The sequence below is a fragment of the Adhaeribacter rhizoryzae genome (assembly GCF_008629685.1).
Lineage (GTDB): Bacteria > Bacteroidota > Bacteroidia > Cytophagales > Hymenobacteraceae > Adhaeribacter > Adhaeribacter rhizoryzae.
Window position 1 is genome coordinate 735939 of record NZ_VWSF01000001.1, and the last position, 16208, is coordinate 752146.

The 16208-nt window shown below is 42.8% G+C and carries 14 protein-coding genes; 7 read left to right on the forward strand and 7 right to left on the reverse strand.

Going from position 1 to position 16208, the window contains the following annotated elements; all coding sequences use genetic code 11:
* The first annotated feature begins 126 nt into the window (after positions 1 to 126).
* Together F0145_RS03020 and F0145_RS03025 are read left to right on the forward strand one after the other, a co-directional pair.
* On the forward strand, positions 127 to 1560 hold the full coding sequence (locus tag F0145_RS03020; protein ID WP_150086702.1) for a T9SS type A sorting domain-containing protein: 1434 nt from the start codon (positions 127 to 129) through the stop codon (positions 1558 to 1560).
* 57 nt (positions 1561 to 1617) lie between these two features.
* The gene (locus tag F0145_RS03025; RefSeq protein ID WP_150086703.1) at positions 1618 to 3060 is read left to right on the forward strand and encodes a T9SS type A sorting domain-containing protein; all 1443 of its coding nucleotides are present in this window, start codon (positions 1618 to 1620) and stop codon (positions 3058 to 3060) included.
* 89 nt (positions 3061 to 3149) lie between these two features.
* On the opposite strand, the gene F0145_RS03030 is transcribed toward F0145_RS03025, so the two are convergent.
* From F0145_RS03030 to F0145_RS26460, 7 genes are all read right to left on the reverse strand, one after another.
* Positions 3150 to 5174, reverse strand: a complete 2025-nt coding sequence (locus tag F0145_RS03030) for a thioredoxin domain-containing protein (RefSeq protein ID WP_150086705.1) — start codon at positions 5172 to 5174, stop codon at positions 3150 to 3152.
* 80 nt (positions 5175 to 5254) lie between these two features.
* Positions 5255 to 6232 carry a GSCFA domain-containing protein gene (locus F0145_RS03035; RefSeq protein ID WP_150086707.1) on the reverse strand — a complete coding sequence of 326 codons (978 nt, stop codon included), beginning with the start codon at positions 6230 to 6232 and terminating at the stop codon, positions 5255 to 5257.
* Positions 6233 to 6399: 167 nt separating this feature from the next.
* Positions 6400 to 6843, reverse strand: coding sequence for a 50S ribosomal protein L9 (gene rplI / locus F0145_RS03040; RefSeq protein WP_150086709.1), 444 nt, complete (start codon positions 6841 to 6843; stop codon positions 6400 to 6402).
* Between the two features lie 13 nt (positions 6844 to 6856).
* Positions 6857 to 7108: a 30S ribosomal protein S18 gene (gene rpsR / locus F0145_RS03045; protein WP_146898756.1), complete on the reverse strand. Its 252-nt coding sequence runs from the start codon at positions 7106 to 7108 to the stop codon at positions 6857 to 6859.
* Entirely contained in the window at positions 7105 to 7485 is a 381-nt protein-coding gene (rpsF, locus tag F0145_RS03050) for a 30S ribosomal protein S6 (RefSeq protein ID WP_150086711.1), read from the reverse strand. Before rpsF ends, rpsR begins: the two co-directional genes overlap by 4 nt.
* Positions 7486 to 8090: 605 nt before the next feature.
* Positions 8091 to 8543 carry a hypothetical protein gene (locus F0145_RS03055; RefSeq protein ID WP_150086713.1) on the reverse strand — a complete coding sequence of 151 codons (453 nt, stop codon included), beginning with the start codon at positions 8541 to 8543 and terminating at the stop codon, positions 8091 to 8093.
* A 520-nt stretch (positions 8544 to 9063) separates the two neighbouring features.
* Entirely contained in the window at positions 9064 to 9279 is a 216-nt protein-coding gene (locus F0145_RS26460) for a hypothetical protein (RefSeq protein WP_223815792.1), read from the reverse strand.
* Here F0145_RS26460 and F0145_RS03060 point away from each other — a divergent pair.
* Genes F0145_RS03060 through F0145_RS03080 form a run of 5 tightly spaced genes read left to right on the forward strand, consistent with a single transcriptional unit; the run spans position 9278 to position 16199 of the window.
* Complete coding sequence (locus tag F0145_RS03060) at positions 9278 to 10372, forward strand: cytochrome c3 family protein (RefSeq protein ID WP_262719572.1); 1095 nt, start codon at positions 9278 to 9280, stop codon at positions 10370 to 10372. The genes F0145_RS26460 and F0145_RS03060 overlap by 2 nt on opposite strands.
* Before the next feature lie 38 nt (positions 10373 to 10410).
* Positions 10411 to 13491 carry a TAT-variant-translocated molybdopterin oxidoreductase gene (locus tag F0145_RS03065; protein ID WP_150086717.1) on the forward strand — a complete coding sequence of 1027 codons (3081 nt, stop codon included), beginning with the start codon at positions 10411 to 10413 and terminating at the stop codon, positions 13489 to 13491.
* Positions 13492 to 13523: 32 nt separating this feature from the next.
* Entirely contained in the window at positions 13524 to 14945 is a 1422-nt protein-coding gene (gene nrfD / locus F0145_RS03070) for an NrfD/PsrC family molybdoenzyme membrane anchor subunit (RefSeq protein WP_150086719.1), read from the forward strand.
* A complete protein-coding gene (locus F0145_RS03075) occupies positions 14935 to 15462 on the forward strand; it encodes a DUF3341 domain-containing protein (protein WP_150086721.1) in 528 nt (175 codons plus the stop codon). Before nrfD ends, F0145_RS03075 begins: the two co-directional genes overlap by 11 nt.
* Positions 15462 to 16199 carry a c-type cytochrome gene (locus tag F0145_RS03080; RefSeq protein WP_150086723.1) on the forward strand — a complete coding sequence of 246 codons (738 nt, stop codon included), beginning with the start codon at positions 15462 to 15464 and terminating at the stop codon, positions 16197 to 16199. Before F0145_RS03075 ends, F0145_RS03080 begins: the two co-directional genes overlap by 1 nt.
* The last annotated feature ends 9 nt before the right edge of the window (positions 16200 to 16208 follow it).

Consider the following 16208-nt stretch of genomic DNA (forward strand, 5'->3'; position numbering starts at 1 on the left):
ACAGTTTGCTGATAGTGCTTCTCTAAAAATTAGCTAAATAATAGAAATAAAATTAGCAAAGTACATGTGCGCTTACAATTAAAACCCGTTATATTACTTTTGTAACCAGCTAAATATCTCCCGCTTATGAAAATATTCCTTACTTTTCGTTTTTGGTTGCTGAGTTGCTTTTTAGGTTTGATTTTTTTAAGTAACCCCGTTCGGGCATCGCACTTGGTGGGCGGAGAATTAACCTTTCACGCCGATACCACTAATATTTCTCCGCTGCGTTATTTTTTTAAATTAGTGTTGTATCAGGATTTTGGTAATTCTAATGCCGATAACCCTACCGCTACGTTAAATTTTGGTGACGGAACTACGGGAGTAGTAGATAGAAATAGCAGGACCATCTTAGCGGCTAATAAAAATATTTATCGTAGTGTGTATTACTTTCAGCACGATTACTCAACTAGCGGTAATTTTATAGTTTCTTTTACAGATTTAAATAGAGGAACGGCCTTTCTGAATGTAACTGGCTCAGAAAATATTCCATTTTTTATTCAAGCTACAGTTATTATTGGTTTACAGGCGGCAGCTAATCCTTCACCGGTTTTTCTAGCGCCGTTTATTCTCTCAACCACTATCGGTCAACCTTTTCGCCACAATGTTACCGCATATGACCCTGACGGCGACAGCCTCGCCTACAAATTAGTACCCATCCTGCAAGATGGCGGCCAGGCGGTAGCTTCATATCAGTTTCCCGAATCTACTACCATTAATAACCGGACGGGTGAGATTCTATGGCAACAGCCAGATAAATTGGGACGTTATGCCTATGCGGTAGAAATTCGGGAATACCGGCAAGGACAGCTAATAGGCAAAGTAATGCGCGATTTTATAGTTACTACCCTGGCGGCAGCTACCAATCCGTCCTTGCAGATCCGGAACAGGCGTGAACTCCCGCTAAATGACCAAAACCAGCTTTTTATTACGAATACAAATGTGCCTTTAAAAATTAGGGTGGTTGCCAACAATGCGGTTAGTCTGGATGCTTATTCGGAATTATTTCGCCGCAGCAATATTATTACGGCCTTCCCAACTGCCGATAGTCCGCCCGAAATAGAATATACCATTCGGCCAGAAGCAATATTGCGGCGCAGCTTGCCTTATATTGTTACCTTTCGGGGCACGGGCGCTACTACGGCTACCGGTACGCCGCAGCAAGATTTAACGCTGGCAATATATTTCCGGCCAGAGCGGGCTACCGACCAGGAAGATACCACAGAACCCGGCGAACAGCCGCCCCCAGTAGAACCAGAACCCGACAATGATACCGAACCCTGGGTTTTTAAAATGTATCCTAATCCGGTACATGCTTACTTTAAAGTAGATAATAACACTAATTCTCCGGCTAAGCTGCTTTTATATAATGCTAGCAGCCAACTGGTACTGATGATGCCCTTGAATTTACAACAAACTACTATTCGGCGAAGTCGCTACTTAAAGCCCGGTATCTATTTTTATGTGATTTTATCGGAGCAGGATAAAATTGAGCAAACCGGAAAGCTGGTTTTTTTATAGTAAATAGATATTAATTTATTAGGCAAAAATTTGGTAGCCACTAAACTGCTTGTGCTTATGAACACATTTGTTACTTCTCGCAGTCTAATTTTGATTTGCCTTTTTGTTACGCAATTTTTTGCGTTACCTGCCAAGGCATTTAACCCCGAAAGCGCAGAATTAACCTTCCATTCCGATACCACCAACACCTGGCCGTTACGGTATTTCTTTAAGCTGGTTTATTACACGCCCAAAGCCCTAACTGTTCCAGACGCGTTGCCTATTGCTCGTATTAGCTTTAGCGACGGAACTCACGAGGAATCCGTAATCCGGTCCAGCAGGGCGGCGTTAACCGATAATCCGGAAATGTACCGGGAAGTATATTATTTTGAGCACCAGTTCCCGGCTACGGGTACGTTTACAGTTTCTTTTAAAGAAATAAACCGCAGAATTGATTATGCCAATATTGCTAACCGGGAAGATATTGCTTTTGTGATTCAGGCTACCGTTAAAATAGATCCGAACGTTACCGCCAATCGATCACCTGTTTTTATGTCACCGGTTATATTTACCGGTATTTTGGGCCAACCTTACCGGCATAATATTACGGCCTACGATCCCGACGGCGATAGTCTGATTTATAAACTAGTACCGGCTATGCAGAACCGTAACGCATACATTCCTTCTTATCAGTTTCCGGTGGGCGCTACTATTAACAGCCAAACCGGAGAATTTATTTGGCCAGCGCCGGATAAAGCAGGGCGGCACAGTGTGGTGGTAGAAATCTGGGAATACCGTCAGGAACAATTAATTGGAAAAGTAATGCGCGAAATATTAGTGTTAATTTTGCCAGCCGGCGTTAACCAGCTAGTAGAAATACGTAACCGCATCCAGGTACCCGTTAATAACCGGAACCAGGTTTTTATTACTTCCGACGAACCCGTAAAAATAAGAGTAGCGGCTACCCACGCCAATACTTTAACTGCTTATTCAGAATTATTTAGATGGGCTAACAGCATTACCACTTTTCCAACTTCCGATAATCCGCCCGAAATAGAATATACCATTAAGCCCGATGCATCCTTACGCCGAAATTTGCCTTATATTATTACTTTCCGGGGCACCGCGCCTCCTGTGGTAACGGGTATTTCGCAGCAGCAAGATTTAACCTTAGCCGTTTATTTCCGGCCCGAGCAGGTAACCGACCAGGAGCATGCCAATAAATTTGGGGAAGTACCAATATTTGCGCCTGATACAGAACCTGATAATGTGGATGAAACTTTAACTTTTAAAGTTTACCCGAACCCGGTTGAATTTTATTTCTACATCGATAATAAAAAGAATATTCCGGCTACTTTGTCTCTTTATAACGCTCAGAATCAATTGGTACTGATGCAGCCTTTAAGTTTAGCGCAGACTTTTATTAGCCGGAGTAGCACGTTGGTAGCAGGTATGTATTTTTATACCATTATATCCGAAACAGGAAAAATTGAACAATCCGGCAGACTGGTATTCCGTTAAAAAGCATTTTGGTTAATATTAACGCAAAGCCAATCCTGAGTAAGCCAGAAAATATTGCTGCTTAATGTTACCTTTATTTCTATATTTATTTAAATCTGATTTAACTGTTCTAATGCTTCGGCTACAGTGTGCACCGGTAACTGGCAGGCTTTGTTGTAGCAAACAAAAATGGTAGTTTTGCCGTTAATCGGTTCCCGATCCTGGAGCAGCGGCAAATCACTTTCGCTGGTAGTACCAACCAACACCGCATTAGAAATATATTGCTGAGTGAGTTCTTGCTGAATATTTTTAGCTTCAGGGCCAACTATGGCTATTTCAGCGGTTGGTTTTAGCTTGAGCGCGTAGAGCGAAGCCCAATTTGCCAGGTGCGAAGGCTCTTTTACCACCAATGGTTTTACTTGCGCCAACATAGCATCCGATATTTCGAGGTAGCGGGGCTGGTCGAATATTAAACTCAGAAAATGCAGGTTAACGGCCATTACGGAATTAGAAGCCGGCACTACATTGTCCATTATTTCTTTCTTGCGGGCAATTAATTTCTCACCCGTCTGGTCGGTAAAAAAGAATAATTGCTCTTGGTCATCGTAGAAATTCCGGATGACGTAATCGGTTAATTTTTTCGCTTCGTTCAGCCAGCGTTCCTCAAAGGTAATCTGGTAAAGCGCAATTAAGGCTTGAATTAATAACGCGTAATCTTCTAAAAAGCCGTTTATAGTAGCTTTGCCGTTTTTGTAGTTGTGAAACAAGGCTTCGCCCTGGCGGAGGTTCTGCAGCAGAAATTGTGCGTTAGTTAAAGCTAAATCCAGAAACTGGGGCTCGCCAAAAACTTTGTAAGCATCGGCTAATCCTTTCAGCATTAAAGCATTCCACGAAAGCAATATTTTATCGTCTAAACCGGGGCGGACACGTTTTTCGCGCACGGCCATAATGGTGCTTTTCCAGGCAGTTACTTTGCTTTTGAGTTCATCTATGGTTAAGTTATTATCTTGCGCAAATTCCGCATCGCTGGTTTTGCGGTGCAGAATATTTATGCCGTGTTCCCAATTGCCTTCGCCGGTTACGTTGTAATATTTAGAGAATAAGGGCTCCTCCGCACCCAGAATTGCCGGCAATTCTTCTTGCCGGAAAACGTAAAATTTACCTTCCTCGCCTTCGCTATCCGCATCTAGCGAAGAATAAAAACCACCTTCCGGGCTCATGAGTTCGCGTTGCACAAACCCAATGGTTTCGTAAACTACTTCTTTAAACAACGGATTTTTAGTAACAGCATAAGCTTCGGCGTACAAACTAATTAACTGGCCATTATCATAAAGCATTTTTTCGAAGTGCGGCACCAGCCAGTCGGCATCTACGGAGTAGCGGGCAAAGCCACCGCCGGCCTGGTCGTAGATTCCACCGTAAGCCATTTCCTGTAAGGTAAGTACCGCTTGGTCCAGGGCCGCCTGATTTTTTGAATATTGATAATAACGCAGCAAAAAAGCGTAATTTACTGGCATCGGGAACTTAGGCGCTTGTCCCATACCGCCCCGTACTTTATCAAAACGCGCACTAAAATTACTGTAAAGCTGCTCAAAATCTTCTGCAGTAAAATCAGATTCGCTTTGCTGCAGGCCATACTTGTGCAAATCGCTTAAGTTCAGGTGTTCGGCAAATTGCTCTGCCGAACTATCCAATTCAGTGCGGTGGTCGCGGTAAGCTTCGGCAATATTTTGTAATATTTTTACCCATTGCTGCGGCGGAAAATAAGTGCCGCCGTAAAAAGGTTTGGCTTCGGTATTTAAAAAAACATTTAACGGCCACCCGCCCTGAATGCCCATGGCATGGATGGCATCCATGTAAATCTGATCCACATCGGGCCGTTCTTCGCGGTCTACCTTAATACAAACGAAATTTTCGTTCATTACTTCGGCAATATTTTCTTGCTCGAACGATTGGTGTTCCATGACGTGGCACCAATGGCAGGCCGCGTAACCAATGCTTACCAATATTGGTTTGTTTTCGGTGCGGGCTTTGGTTAAGGCTTCTTCGCCCCAGGGGTACCAATCTACGGGGTTGTAGGCGTGCTGCAATAAATATGGGCTGGATTCCTGAAGGAGGCGGTTTGCTTTTTTCATAGTTTTAGGTTTCTGGTCGGGCAGTTGGTTCGGGTGTTTGGTTAATCCTGACTTACGCAATTAAGCCGGAAAAGCTTTATTTATATGAGCATACTTTTTACTTGCGCAATTTCGGCGGAGCAGTCGGTTTGTTGGTTTAGCGCTTGTAATTGCCCTAATAATTTTTGTAAAACCTGCTGGTGGGCCGCCGATTCGGGCTGAAAAGGTTTGTGTGCCAGGGCCTGTTGTATTTTATCCCATTTAGCCGCAAAGTTCTGAAAATCCTGGTTAAAGTAAGCCTGGCTAAATTTCTGCCAGATATAATCTTCGGCTACTTCGGTGGGGTGCAGCATATCGGCTTTGTAAAACCGGTAATCGCGCAAATCATCCAGCATGAGTTCGTAAGCCGGAAAATATTGCACACCCGCAAACGCCTCGCTAAGTTCTTGGCAAGCCACCCGCAAGATTGATTTACTTACGCTGTTTAATTCTAAGGTTTCTTTTAGGTGGCGCACCGGGCTTACGGTAAATAATATTTTAATATTCGGGTTTAAAGCTTGTAAGCTGGCATAAAGCGGGGCAAAAGCATTGGTAATGGTTGCGGTCGAAATTAATTTTTTTTCAAACGCCTGCTGCGGTACTTTGTGGCAATTGGCAACCAACGTATTGCTGGCTTTATGTATATAGCCTACGGCCGTACCCAACGTTAGAATCAGTAAATCTGTGTTCTTCAGAAATTCTTGTGTTTGTACTAACTGGGTTTGAATACGCGAGATTAATAAAGTGCGGGAAGGGGCGGTAAAGGAAGAGTGCAGATCGTAGGCGTACCAGTAACCATCGCGTTCCAGCAGTTCGCCGGTAAATTCCGGTTCTGGTTGTAGGGCGGTCGCCAATAATTTAAAAAGCGATACCGGATTAAAAATAGTGCCAAAAGGATTTACCAGACTTTGTACTTTGTAACCGGCCACTTTATTCCCCATCACTTCGGCAAAGCAAGAGCCGGCGGTTAGCACACGGGCATTTAAACCTAGCTGCTGTTCAATTGGTTTAATATTAATTTCGGTGCGAAATAAGGTCATTTTTTATCTGGTAAAGAAATTATATAGCTTACGTATTTATAGGCACGCAAGAAACAGCCTGCAGGTTTAATTAAATCAGGCTTAAGCCCGCTGAACCTTTGCGGGGTACAAAATAAAAAAAGTCCTGCCGTTACCAGCAGGACTTTTTAATAAAGTAATAGTTAAGCTTACTCCGCTACTACGTTAAAACGTACGGTGTGCTTCACTTCTTTGTGCAGCGCAATAGAAGCAGTGTATTCACCGGCAGATTTTACTTCCTGGTCGAAAGAAATTTTCTTACGGTCTACTTCAATGCCTTTGGCCCGCAGCGCATCTGATAACTGGGTAGTGGTAACGGCACCAAATATTTTACCGCTTTCACCTACTTTAGCTGGCAGGTCAATGGCTGTGTCGCCAATTTGGTCGGCAACGGCTTGCGCATCCATTTTCACCTTCTCGGCTTTGTGCGAAGCCTGGCGAATATTTTCCGCTACAACTTTTTTGTTTGATTTATCGGCAATTACGGCAATACCTTGGGGTATTAAATAATTGCGGCCGTAACCTGGTTTTACGCTTACAATATCGTTTTTAAAGCCTAAGCCTTTAACGTCGTCTTTTAAAATAACTTCCATTTGCTATACCTCCTTATTTTAATGAATCGGTTACATAAGGCAAAATAGCCAAATGACGAGCCCGGGCTACGGCTTGCGACACCCGGCGCTGAAATTTCAGGCTGGTACCGGTTAAGCGGCGCGGAAGAACTTTGCCTTGCTCGTTTACAAATTTTAATAAGAAGTTACCATCTTTATAATCGATGTACTGAATACCGTTTTTCTTGAAGCGGCAATATTTTTTGCGGGTATCCTGCTTGTGGATTTTTTCGTTAACTAAACTCATGATGCTTGTGCCTCCTTTTCTTTTTTAGCTTGCTTTTGCTGGTTCATTTCCCCGTTGCGGCGACGCTCGTTGTAAGATACAGCGTGCTTGTCTAAGGCAGTGGTTAAGAACCGGATTATTTTCTCGTCGCGGCGATAAGCAAGTTCCAGCGGGTTAACAATAGTGGAAGGAGCTTTAAACTCTACCAGCACGTAAAAACCAGTTGATTTTTTCTGGATTGGATAAGCCAGTTTCCGTAATCCCCAGTTTTCTTCGTGAATAATTTCGGCGCCATTTTCCTTAAGCACCTGTCTGAACTTCTCGACCGTTTCTCCTACCTGTACCTCGTTCAGCAACGGGGTCAGGATAAAGACCGTTTCATAATTTCTTAATTCCATTAGGTTGTCGAATATTTTTTTAAATGAGGGTGCAAATATAATAATTAAATATTTGTAACACAAACCTATAAAAGGTTTATACCGGAAGTTAGTTCAAGCTTTTTTATAAATTTATAGCCCATTAACTTATTAGCTAAGCATGAAAGCATTAAAGTCTCGGAACTCGCTTGCAATTATTTGTTATGTTGGCGCGGTGGTTAAAACCAGATTGTAAGTAAGGAAGCCGTTGTTCTGCTTAAAAAAGCTGACTGTTAATGAAGGTGTATAAGTGTTATATATTATATAAAGTAAACTGCCTAAAATAATATGGCCGATAGGCGAGCGGCGAGTATTTTAATCAATTTATATCGGCTTTAAAATTCTATATAAATATGGCTTCCGCAAAAAAGAGCTGGTGCTGTATTGAGCGCAGCGGTAAAGTGAGCCTAAAATAATGGTCAGTTTCCAACTGGCCGGTTGTCCAAACCTTCCTTTTATAAAAACACCCCAACTACAAGCTTGCGCAAGCCAATGTAAATTATGCTAAAATATTCCTTAGCCTGCATGCCTATGGTTAAAACACACCGCTAGGGCAGCTATTGCGAAAGTCCTGATTAATTTAAAAATTAGAGTTTGCCGTATATTACAGAACTGCCCGGAAAGGCTTTGGCCAGTTTATTTATTTCCTCAAAAGCGATTCGTTCATTTCGGCGCAGTAAATTATTATTAAAATTGGCACTACCCTGGTATTGTTCTTCCCCATTTTTTGTATTGTACGCGCCAAAAAAATAAAGATTAAGATTGCCGTTCTCTTTTTCACGAATGTATGCATTCACTTTTATTTCCAGGCTATGCCAGGAAGTAGTTCGCTTCGTAGCTATTATATTAAGTAACTCCTTATTATAATCTTCAATAAAGTAACCTTTCTCTTGCATTACCAAGGCCAATTCTTTTAAAACCATTACCAACTCTCCTTTGGTTTCTACTATAATTAAATCTGCTTCGGGCAAAGGTTTTTCATCTTCCTGCGCTAAGGCATACAAGGGGAGAAGGAATAAGAAAAGTAGAATCTTTTTCATAGCGTTGATTTTTATGGTTACCCAACTTACAGAAGGTTTATTAGCAAAGAAACACCTAAATCATAGAAGGTAAAAACGACAGAAATCAAACCCATTTTAGCAATATTTTAGATTAAGAAGCTCGTGCCAGAGAGTCTGCAATTAAATTATTGGGCCGGAAATAATATGATTAAATATTTTATTAAGGAGGGAGTTATAAAATAAATAGTAATATTCTTAGGATTAAAGTTAGCTTAAAGCATATTCGTAATAAAGAATATAGGAATATAATTATCTAAAATTTAGAAATTAACAATATAATTGTTTAATAGCCGCTTCATCTATTGCTGGATAATATAATTTAAAAATATTCTAAATAAGATGTTTTTGACACCTTTGTTATTGAAAACCAGTATGTTGTATGTGGTTGCTCTGCTAAGGCTTTTAGCACTCCAAAAATATGAGATATTATGTTTGAATAATAAAAATCGCATAGTAGATTTGTGCCCGTAATGTAGTTTCACCTTACTAAAAAAGCGATCTAAGCAATGATTAGCTGTAAATCAAACAAATTATACCCATTTTTACTAACTCTACTTCTTACTTTTTTTACTGTTTTTTCTTCTTTCGCGCAAGGTGAAGAAGCCTCTGTGAGCCAGGATGGGCAAACAGCAGGTGCAGCTACAGCAGGAGGGGATGCACAGGTGCAGGCAGGCGCAACATTATTTAAAAATAACTGTGCCAGTTGCCATGCCATGAACGAAAAGCTGGTAGGGCCTCCTTTAAAGGATGTACATAAAAAACATCCGCTACCTTGGTTAATCAGCTGGATTCGGAATTCCAGCAAAATGGTGCAAAGTGGCGATAAAGCGGCTTTAGCTATCTTTAATGAATATGACAAGCAGCAAATGCCCAGCTTTGCTTTGTCTGACGAGGAAATTACTTCTCTTGTAAAGTACATTGAGGTAGAAAGTGCTAATGTTACTACTGCCCCAACCGGTACACCAGCCAATAACCAGGCAGCAGCAGCGGCTACTGATGGTCCGGGCGGTGAAGGTGCCGGCGCGGCCAGCAATTACCTGCATATTATATTAATAGCCCTGATTGTGGTATTAATAGTAATGGTAATTGTGCTCCTGATTATTGCCAACTTAATGAAAGATTACCTGCGGGGTAAAAAAGATTTAGATGGCAACGATCTGGAATTAATAGAACAACGTTTCGACTTTTCTAAAATATACAAATCAAGAGCGGTTCAGGTAATTGTAGGGTTAATATTTGTAGTGGTTTTAACCGACATTGCGATTGAAGAAACTTACGGCGTAGGTTTACAACAAGGCTATCAGCCGCGCCAGCCTATTGCTTTCTCGCACAAATTACACGCCGGCGAACACCAGATAGATTGTAATTACTGCCACACCAGTGTTTACAAAAGCCGGAGTGCTAATATTCCATCGGCAAACATCTGTATGAACTGCCACAGCCAGATTAAGAAAGAATCGCCGGAAATTAAAAAAATATACACTGCTATTGAGAAGAACCGGCCTATTGAGTGGGTGCGTGTACATAATTTACCTGACTTGGCTTACTTTAATCACTCACAACACACCAAAGTAGGTGGCATTGAGTGCCAGACCTGCCACGGACCTATCGAGACCATGGATGTGGTTTATCAGTTCTCGCCTTTAACTATGGGCTGGTGTATAAACTGCCACCGGGAGCAGCCATTAAATACCGAGGGTAATAAATATTACGATAACCTGGTAAAAATACATGACGAAGTAAATAAAGGTGCTGCCTTTACCGTGTCTTCGAACGGCGGTACTGAGTGCTCTAAATGTCATTATTAATCTAATTTTCCAAAGCATCTGAGTTTTCTATTCATAATATGCAAGAAACAATTAAATACTGGAAAGGGCTGGAAGAGCTCGAAAACACTCCGGAATTTGTAAAAAATTCACAAAACGAGTTTGCGGAGTTTCTGCCGGTAAAAGATAAAAGTAGTTCAGGCAAAAATGCTGAAGTTGCTCCCCGTCGCGATTTCCTGAAGTTATTAGGATTTAGCGTGGCCGCAGCTACACTGGCTTCTTGCGAAGCGCCGGTAAGAAAAGCAATTCCTTATTTAAACAAGCCCGAAGAAATAGAGCCCGGTATTGCTAACTGGTATGCCTCTACTTACTTCACCGATGGCGATTATAACAGTATTTTAGTAAAAACCCGGGAAGGTCGCCCCATTAAAATAGAAGGTAACCCCCTTTCTAGCCTGACCCGTGGTGGTTTAAGCCCCAGAGGCCAAGCTACCGTACTGAGCCTGTACGATACCACCCGCCTGCCAAACCCGGTAAGCAAAAGAGGCGAAAAGCATATTGATGCCGATTGGGAGCAGATAGATCAGGAAATCAGAACAAAGCTGGGCCAGGTAAATGGTAAAGTGGCTTTAGTTTCAACCACCGTTATCAGCCCATCTACCAGACAAGTAATTCGGGAGTTCGGTGCTAAATATCCTGCGTTCGAACACGTTGTTTACGATCCGTATTCTGTGTCAGGCTTGTTAAAAGCCAACGGCGGTGTTATTCCGGGTTACGATTTCAGCAAAGCCAAAACCATTGTAAGTTTCGGTGCCGACTTTTTAGGTGCGTGGTTAAGCCAGGTAGAATTTGCCAAGCAATATATTACCAACCGTAAGGTAACCAAAGATAACCCGAATATGTCAAGGCATTATCAGTTTGAAGCTACTTTAAGCTTAACTGGTGCTAATGCTGATGTTCGCGTACCCATTAAACCATCTGAAGAAGGAGTAGCTGTAGCTGCCCTTTATAACCGTATTGCGCAGGGCACCGGCGGCCAGGTTTTAAATACGCCAGCCTTCGCCCAAACCAAACAATTAGATGCGGCTGTTAAAGATTTATTAGCTAACCGTGGTGCTTCCTTAGTAGTATCGGGTTCTAATGATGTAGCGGTACAATCTTTGGTACGCGAAATTAACCGGATGCTGGGTAGTGAAGGAACTACCATTAACACAGCGGCTCCTATCTACATCAAGCAAGGCGATGATACCCAAATGATTCGTTTCATTAACGAAATGAATGCTGGTACTGTAGGCGCGGTAATATTTTATAATGCTAACCCGGTTTATAACCATCCGTTAGCTGATAAAGTAGTAAGTGGTTTGAAGAAGGTAGGTGTAAAAATTTCCTTCGCCGACCGGATTGACGAAACTGCTGCGTTAGCCGATTATATTACTCCGGATCATCACCCATTAGAATCCTGGAACGACTTTGAGCCCAGAAAAGGCTACCTGAGTTTATCACAACCAACTATTTCTCCTTTATTTAAAACCCGCCAGGCACAAGACAGTTTATTAGCCTGGAGCGGTAGCCGCACTTCTTATTACGATTATTTGCGTAATAACTGGCGCGCCAATTTTGTGAAAGGTGGCGATTTTAATACTGCTTGGGACAAAGCTGTACACGATGGCGTTTTAGAAGGCGTAGCTACACCTGGCCAGACTACCACGGCTACCGCTGCTCCTTTAACATTAGCTGCAGCTGCAGTGGCCATAAACCAAACCTCCCGCAATACCAAAGGAATAGAACTTGCCATTTACCAGAAATCTTCAATAGGTTCTGGTGTTGAAGCTAATAACCCATGGTTACAAGAGTTATCTGACCCAATTTCCAGAGCTACCTGGGATAACTATTTAGCTATTCCGCGTTCGCTAGCCAAAGAAATGGAAATTGAGCAGAACGATGTAATTCAGGTAACTGCCGCCAATGGTAAAACAATAGAATTACCAGCTTTAATTCAGCCCGGTCAGGCCCGCAATACGGTTGCAATTGCCGTTGGTTATGGCCGCACACATGCCGGACCAGTGGCAAACCAGGTAGGTGTTAACGTTTATCCATTAGCTGCTACCAACCAAAACGGGGTGCTGTACATAAACGGTGTAACCTTAAAGAAAACCGGAGCAGAAAAAGTTATTGCGCAAACCCAGACCCACCATACTATTATGGATCGGAATGTGGTGCAAGAGGCTTCTTTGGATGCTTACCGTAAAAACCCGAAAGAAGTAACCGAATATATTAAAGTTGCTACGCCAGACGGACCGCAAACCCCATCTAAAGTGTCGTTGTGGTACGATTACGAATACAAGAACCACCATTGGGGAATGGTTATAGACCTGAACTCTTGTATTGGTTGCGGTAGCTGCGTAGTTGGCTGTGCTTCTGAAAACAATACCCCAATAGTAGGTAAGCAGGAAGTATTAAACCGCCGGGAAATGTTCTGGATGCGCATCGACCGTTATTATAGCAGCGATACCCACAAAGATACTTCTGATTTAGGAACTATTGCTACTTACCAGGCCATGGAAGAGCCTTCCGAAAATCCGCAGGTAATATTCCAGCCAATGCTTTGCCAGCACTGTAACCACGCCCCTTGCGAAACAGTTTGTCCGGTATTAGCTACTACCCACAGCAGCGAAGGCTTAAACCAAATGACGTACAACCGTTGCGTAGGTACCCGTTATTGCGCAAACAACTGTCCGTATAAAGTTCGTCGCTTTAACTGGTTTGCTTACTACGACAACGAGAAGTTTGCTACCCAAAACTACCAGATGAACTCTGATTTAGGCCGGATGGTATTAAATCCAGATGTAACTGTTCGGGGTCGAGGGGTAATCGAAAAATGTTCGTTCTGCGTACAACGGATTCAAGCAGGAAAACTGGAAGCGAAGAAAGATAAGCGCCGTCCGAAAGATGGTGAAATAGTTACTGCTTGTGCCCAGTCTTGCCCTACTAATGCCATTATTTTCGGAGACATGAAAGACCCTAACAGCCAGATAACACAAATTCTGCGCCGGGAAGATGGCGAACGGGCATTCCATGTGCTGGAAGAACTCAATGTGCAACCGAATGTAACTTACCTGACTAAAATCAGAAACAATAACCTAACCACGACAAACGCTTAGCCGCTGATTTAAATTTAAATTAAGAATAAAATATGCAACATGTATCTCCGGTAAGAGAACCTTTAGTAACAGGAGGGAAAACCTACCATGACATCACCGAGGATGTTAGCCGGCAAGTAGAGGCCAAACCCAATATCCGGTGGGCCATTGCTTTAGCGGTTGCGCTGTTTTTCCTGGGCATTTTTATATATTCTGTTTACCGCACCTTGTGGTTTGGTATTGGAGAATGGGGTTTAAATAAAACAGTAAACTGGGCCTGGGACATTACCAACTTTGTGTGGTGGGTAGGTATAGGTCACGCTGGTACCCTAATTTCGGCCATTCTTTTGCTTTTCCGCCAAAAATGGAGAAGCTCTATTAACCGGGCTGCCGAAGCGATGACGATTTTCGCGGTAATATGCGCGGCTATGTTCCCGGTGTTGCACATGGGCCGGCCGTGGTTAGCTTATTGGGTTTTACCACTACCAAACACCTTTGGTTCCTTGTGGGTAAACTTTAACTCGCCACTATTATGGGACGTATTCGCGATTAGTACTTACTTCTCTGTGTCATTGGTATTCTGGTACTTAGGTTTAATTCCGGATTTTGCCACCATCCGCGACCGGGCTACTGGTCCGATTGCCCGCCGGGCTTACGCTTTATTAAGCTTTGGCTGGACTGGTTCCGCTAAACATTGGTCACGGTACGAAACTGTTTCTTTAATCCTGGCTGGTGTTTCTACTCCACTCGTACTTTCGGTACACACCATTGTATCCATGGACTTTGCTACCTCGGTAATTCCCGGTTGGCATACTACCATCTTCCCGCCGTACTTTGTGGCTGGGGCGATTTTCTCCGGATTTGCAATGGTATTAACTTTAATGCTCATTACCCGCAATGTGTTCTTCCTGAAAGATTATATTACCCTGGAGCACATTGAATCGATGAATAAAGTAATTATTCTGACCGGTTCTATTGTGGGTGTGGCTTATATTACCGAGTTCTTTATTGCCTGGTACTCCGGCGTGGAATATGAGCAGTACGCATTTATTAACCGCGCTACTGGTCCTTACTGGTGGGCTTACTGGTCGATGATGACCTGTAACGTAATTACACCACAGCTTTTCTGGTTCCGCAAAATTAGAAGAAGTGTAGTAGCCACGTTCATCATCTCTATCTTCGTAAATATTGGTATGTGGTTCGAGCGATTTGTAATTATTGTAACATCGCTGCACCGCGACTTCCTGCCATCAAGCTGGGCTATGTTCTCCCCAACCATTATAGACGTGGGTATTTACGTGGGAACCTTGGGCTTATTCTTTACTTTGTTCTTACTATTTGCCAAATATTTCCCGGTAATTAACATGTTCGAAGTAAAAACTATTCTAAAATCTTCATCAGGCGTTCAGCATTCTCATGCGCCAGAAACAATGCACGCACATTCACCAAACAATCAAGCGCACCATGACAAATAAGAAATACATTCTCGGCGTTTATGAGGATGAAGATGTTCTGCTTCACGCCATAGAAAATATACGGGCAGCCGGAACTAAGATTTACACGGTCTTTTCGCCTTACCCGGTACACGGCATTGATGATGCTTTGGGCATTGAGCGTTCACGTTTGCCAATAGCTGCATTCCTGTACGGATTAACCGGGCTTTCTTTTGCTCTTTGGATGCAGATTTATATGCTGGGTTTCGACTGGCCTATGATTATTGGTGGTAAACCGCACATTGCATTGCCGGCATTTATTCCGGTAAGCTTTGAATTAACCGTGTTATTTACGGCGCATGGTATGGTAATCACCTTTCTGATTATATCGGGCTTGTATCCTAAATTAAAAGTTCCGGTTATGGATGTGCGGTCGACGGATGATAAATTTATTATGGCCATTGAAGTAAAAGAAGGGGTAACAGATGTAAACAAACTGAATTCCTTATTACGTGATAATGGCGCCATCGAAGTTAATGAGAAGGAGGTAACTAAATAATGAATAATTTACTAAAACTAGGAGTAGCAACTTCTTCTCTGTTTTTTGCTTCAGTTGTTATGTTTTCGTGCGCACCAGGCCCTAACGATACGGGTACTGAGTACGCACCGCAGATGTACGATGATCCGGCTTATAATCCTTTAAAGCAAAATGAATCGAACGTATTAAATCCGGGAGGATTAAATATGCGGGTTCCGGCGCAAGGTTCTATTGCCAGAGGAAAATTAGCTTTTTACAATCATATTCCTAAAGATAGTGTAGATATTGCCGCTGCCAGATTAAGAAACCCGTTGCGGGCAACTGAAGAAAACCTGGCAGAAGGTGAAGTACTGTATGCCCGGTTCTGTGCACCGTGCCACGGAGCAGAAGGTCAGGGCGACGGATTAGTTGGTAAGAAATTCTTGGGGGTAGCTAATCTGAGTCAAGACAGGTTGAAAACAGTACCTCTTGGCCATATATACCATGTTATTACCAACGGCCGGGGAAGAATGATGCCGCACGGCACTCAGTTAAACCCGGAAGAACGCTGGAAAATAGCCATGTATATTCGTACAGGTTTACAAGGTGTAGGGCAACCCGAAACAGACCCTGCTACAGAAGATGTAAAAAATATTGACCCACCACAAGGTGCATCTACGGAAATGAATACTAACCAGGTAACTGGTACTAATAACCCATCGGGAGGGGCTACTGAAAATCCGAATGCAACTAAACCAACAAACGTCCAAGAAGAATAACCTAAACCG

Bases quoted from the DNA above. Each gene is read 5' to 3' on its own strand.
- F0145_RS03020 (WP_150086702.1), top strand. From the start codon at position 127: ATGAAAATATTCCTTACTTTTCGTTTTTGGTTGCTGAGTTGCTTTTTA.
- F0145_RS03025 (WP_150086703.1), top strand. From the start codon at position 1,618: ATGAACACATTTGTTACTTCTCGCAGTCTAATTTTGATTTGCCTTTTT.
- F0145_RS03030 (WP_150086705.1), bottom strand. From the start codon at position 5,174: ATGAAAAAAGCAAACCGCCTCCTTCAGGAATCCAGCCCATATTTATTG.
- F0145_RS03035 (WP_150086707.1), bottom strand. From the start codon at position 6,232: ATGACCTTATTTCGCACCGAAATTAATATTAAACCAATTGAACAGCAG.
- rplI (WP_150086709.1), bottom strand. From the start codon at position 6,843: ATGGAAGTTATTTTAAAAGACGACGTTAAAGGCTTAGGCTTTAAAAAC.
- rpsR (WP_146898756.1), bottom strand. From the start codon at position 7,108: ATGAGTTTAGTTAACGAAAAAATCCACAAGCAGGATACCCGCAAAAAA.
- rpsF (WP_150086711.1), bottom strand. From the start codon at position 7,485: ATGGAATTAAGAAATTATGAAACGGTCTTTATCCTGACCCCGTTGCTG.
- F0145_RS03055 (WP_150086713.1), bottom strand. From the start codon at position 8,543: ATGAAAAAGATTCTACTTTTCTTATTCCTTCTCCCCTTGTATGCCTTA.
- F0145_RS03060 (WP_262719572.1), top strand. From the start codon at position 9,278: ATGAACGAAAAGCTGGTAGGGCCTCCTTTAAAGGATGTACATAAAAAA.
- F0145_RS26460 (WP_223815792.1), bottom strand. From the start codon at position 9,279: ATGGCATGGCAACTGGCACAGTTATTTTTAAATAATGTTGCGCCTGCC.
- F0145_RS03065 (WP_150086717.1), top strand. From the start codon at position 10,411: ATGCAAGAAACAATTAAATACTGGAAAGGGCTGGAAGAGCTCGAAAAC.
- nrfD (WP_150086719.1), top strand. From the start codon at position 13,524: ATGCAACATGTATCTCCGGTAAGAGAACCTTTAGTAACAGGAGGGAAA.
- F0145_RS03075 (WP_150086721.1), top strand. From the start codon at position 14,935: ATGACAAATAAGAAATACATTCTCGGCGTTTATGAGGATGAAGATGTT.
- F0145_RS03080 (WP_150086723.1), top strand. From the start codon at position 15,462: ATGAATAATTTACTAAAACTAGGAGTAGCAACTTCTTCTCTGTTTTTT.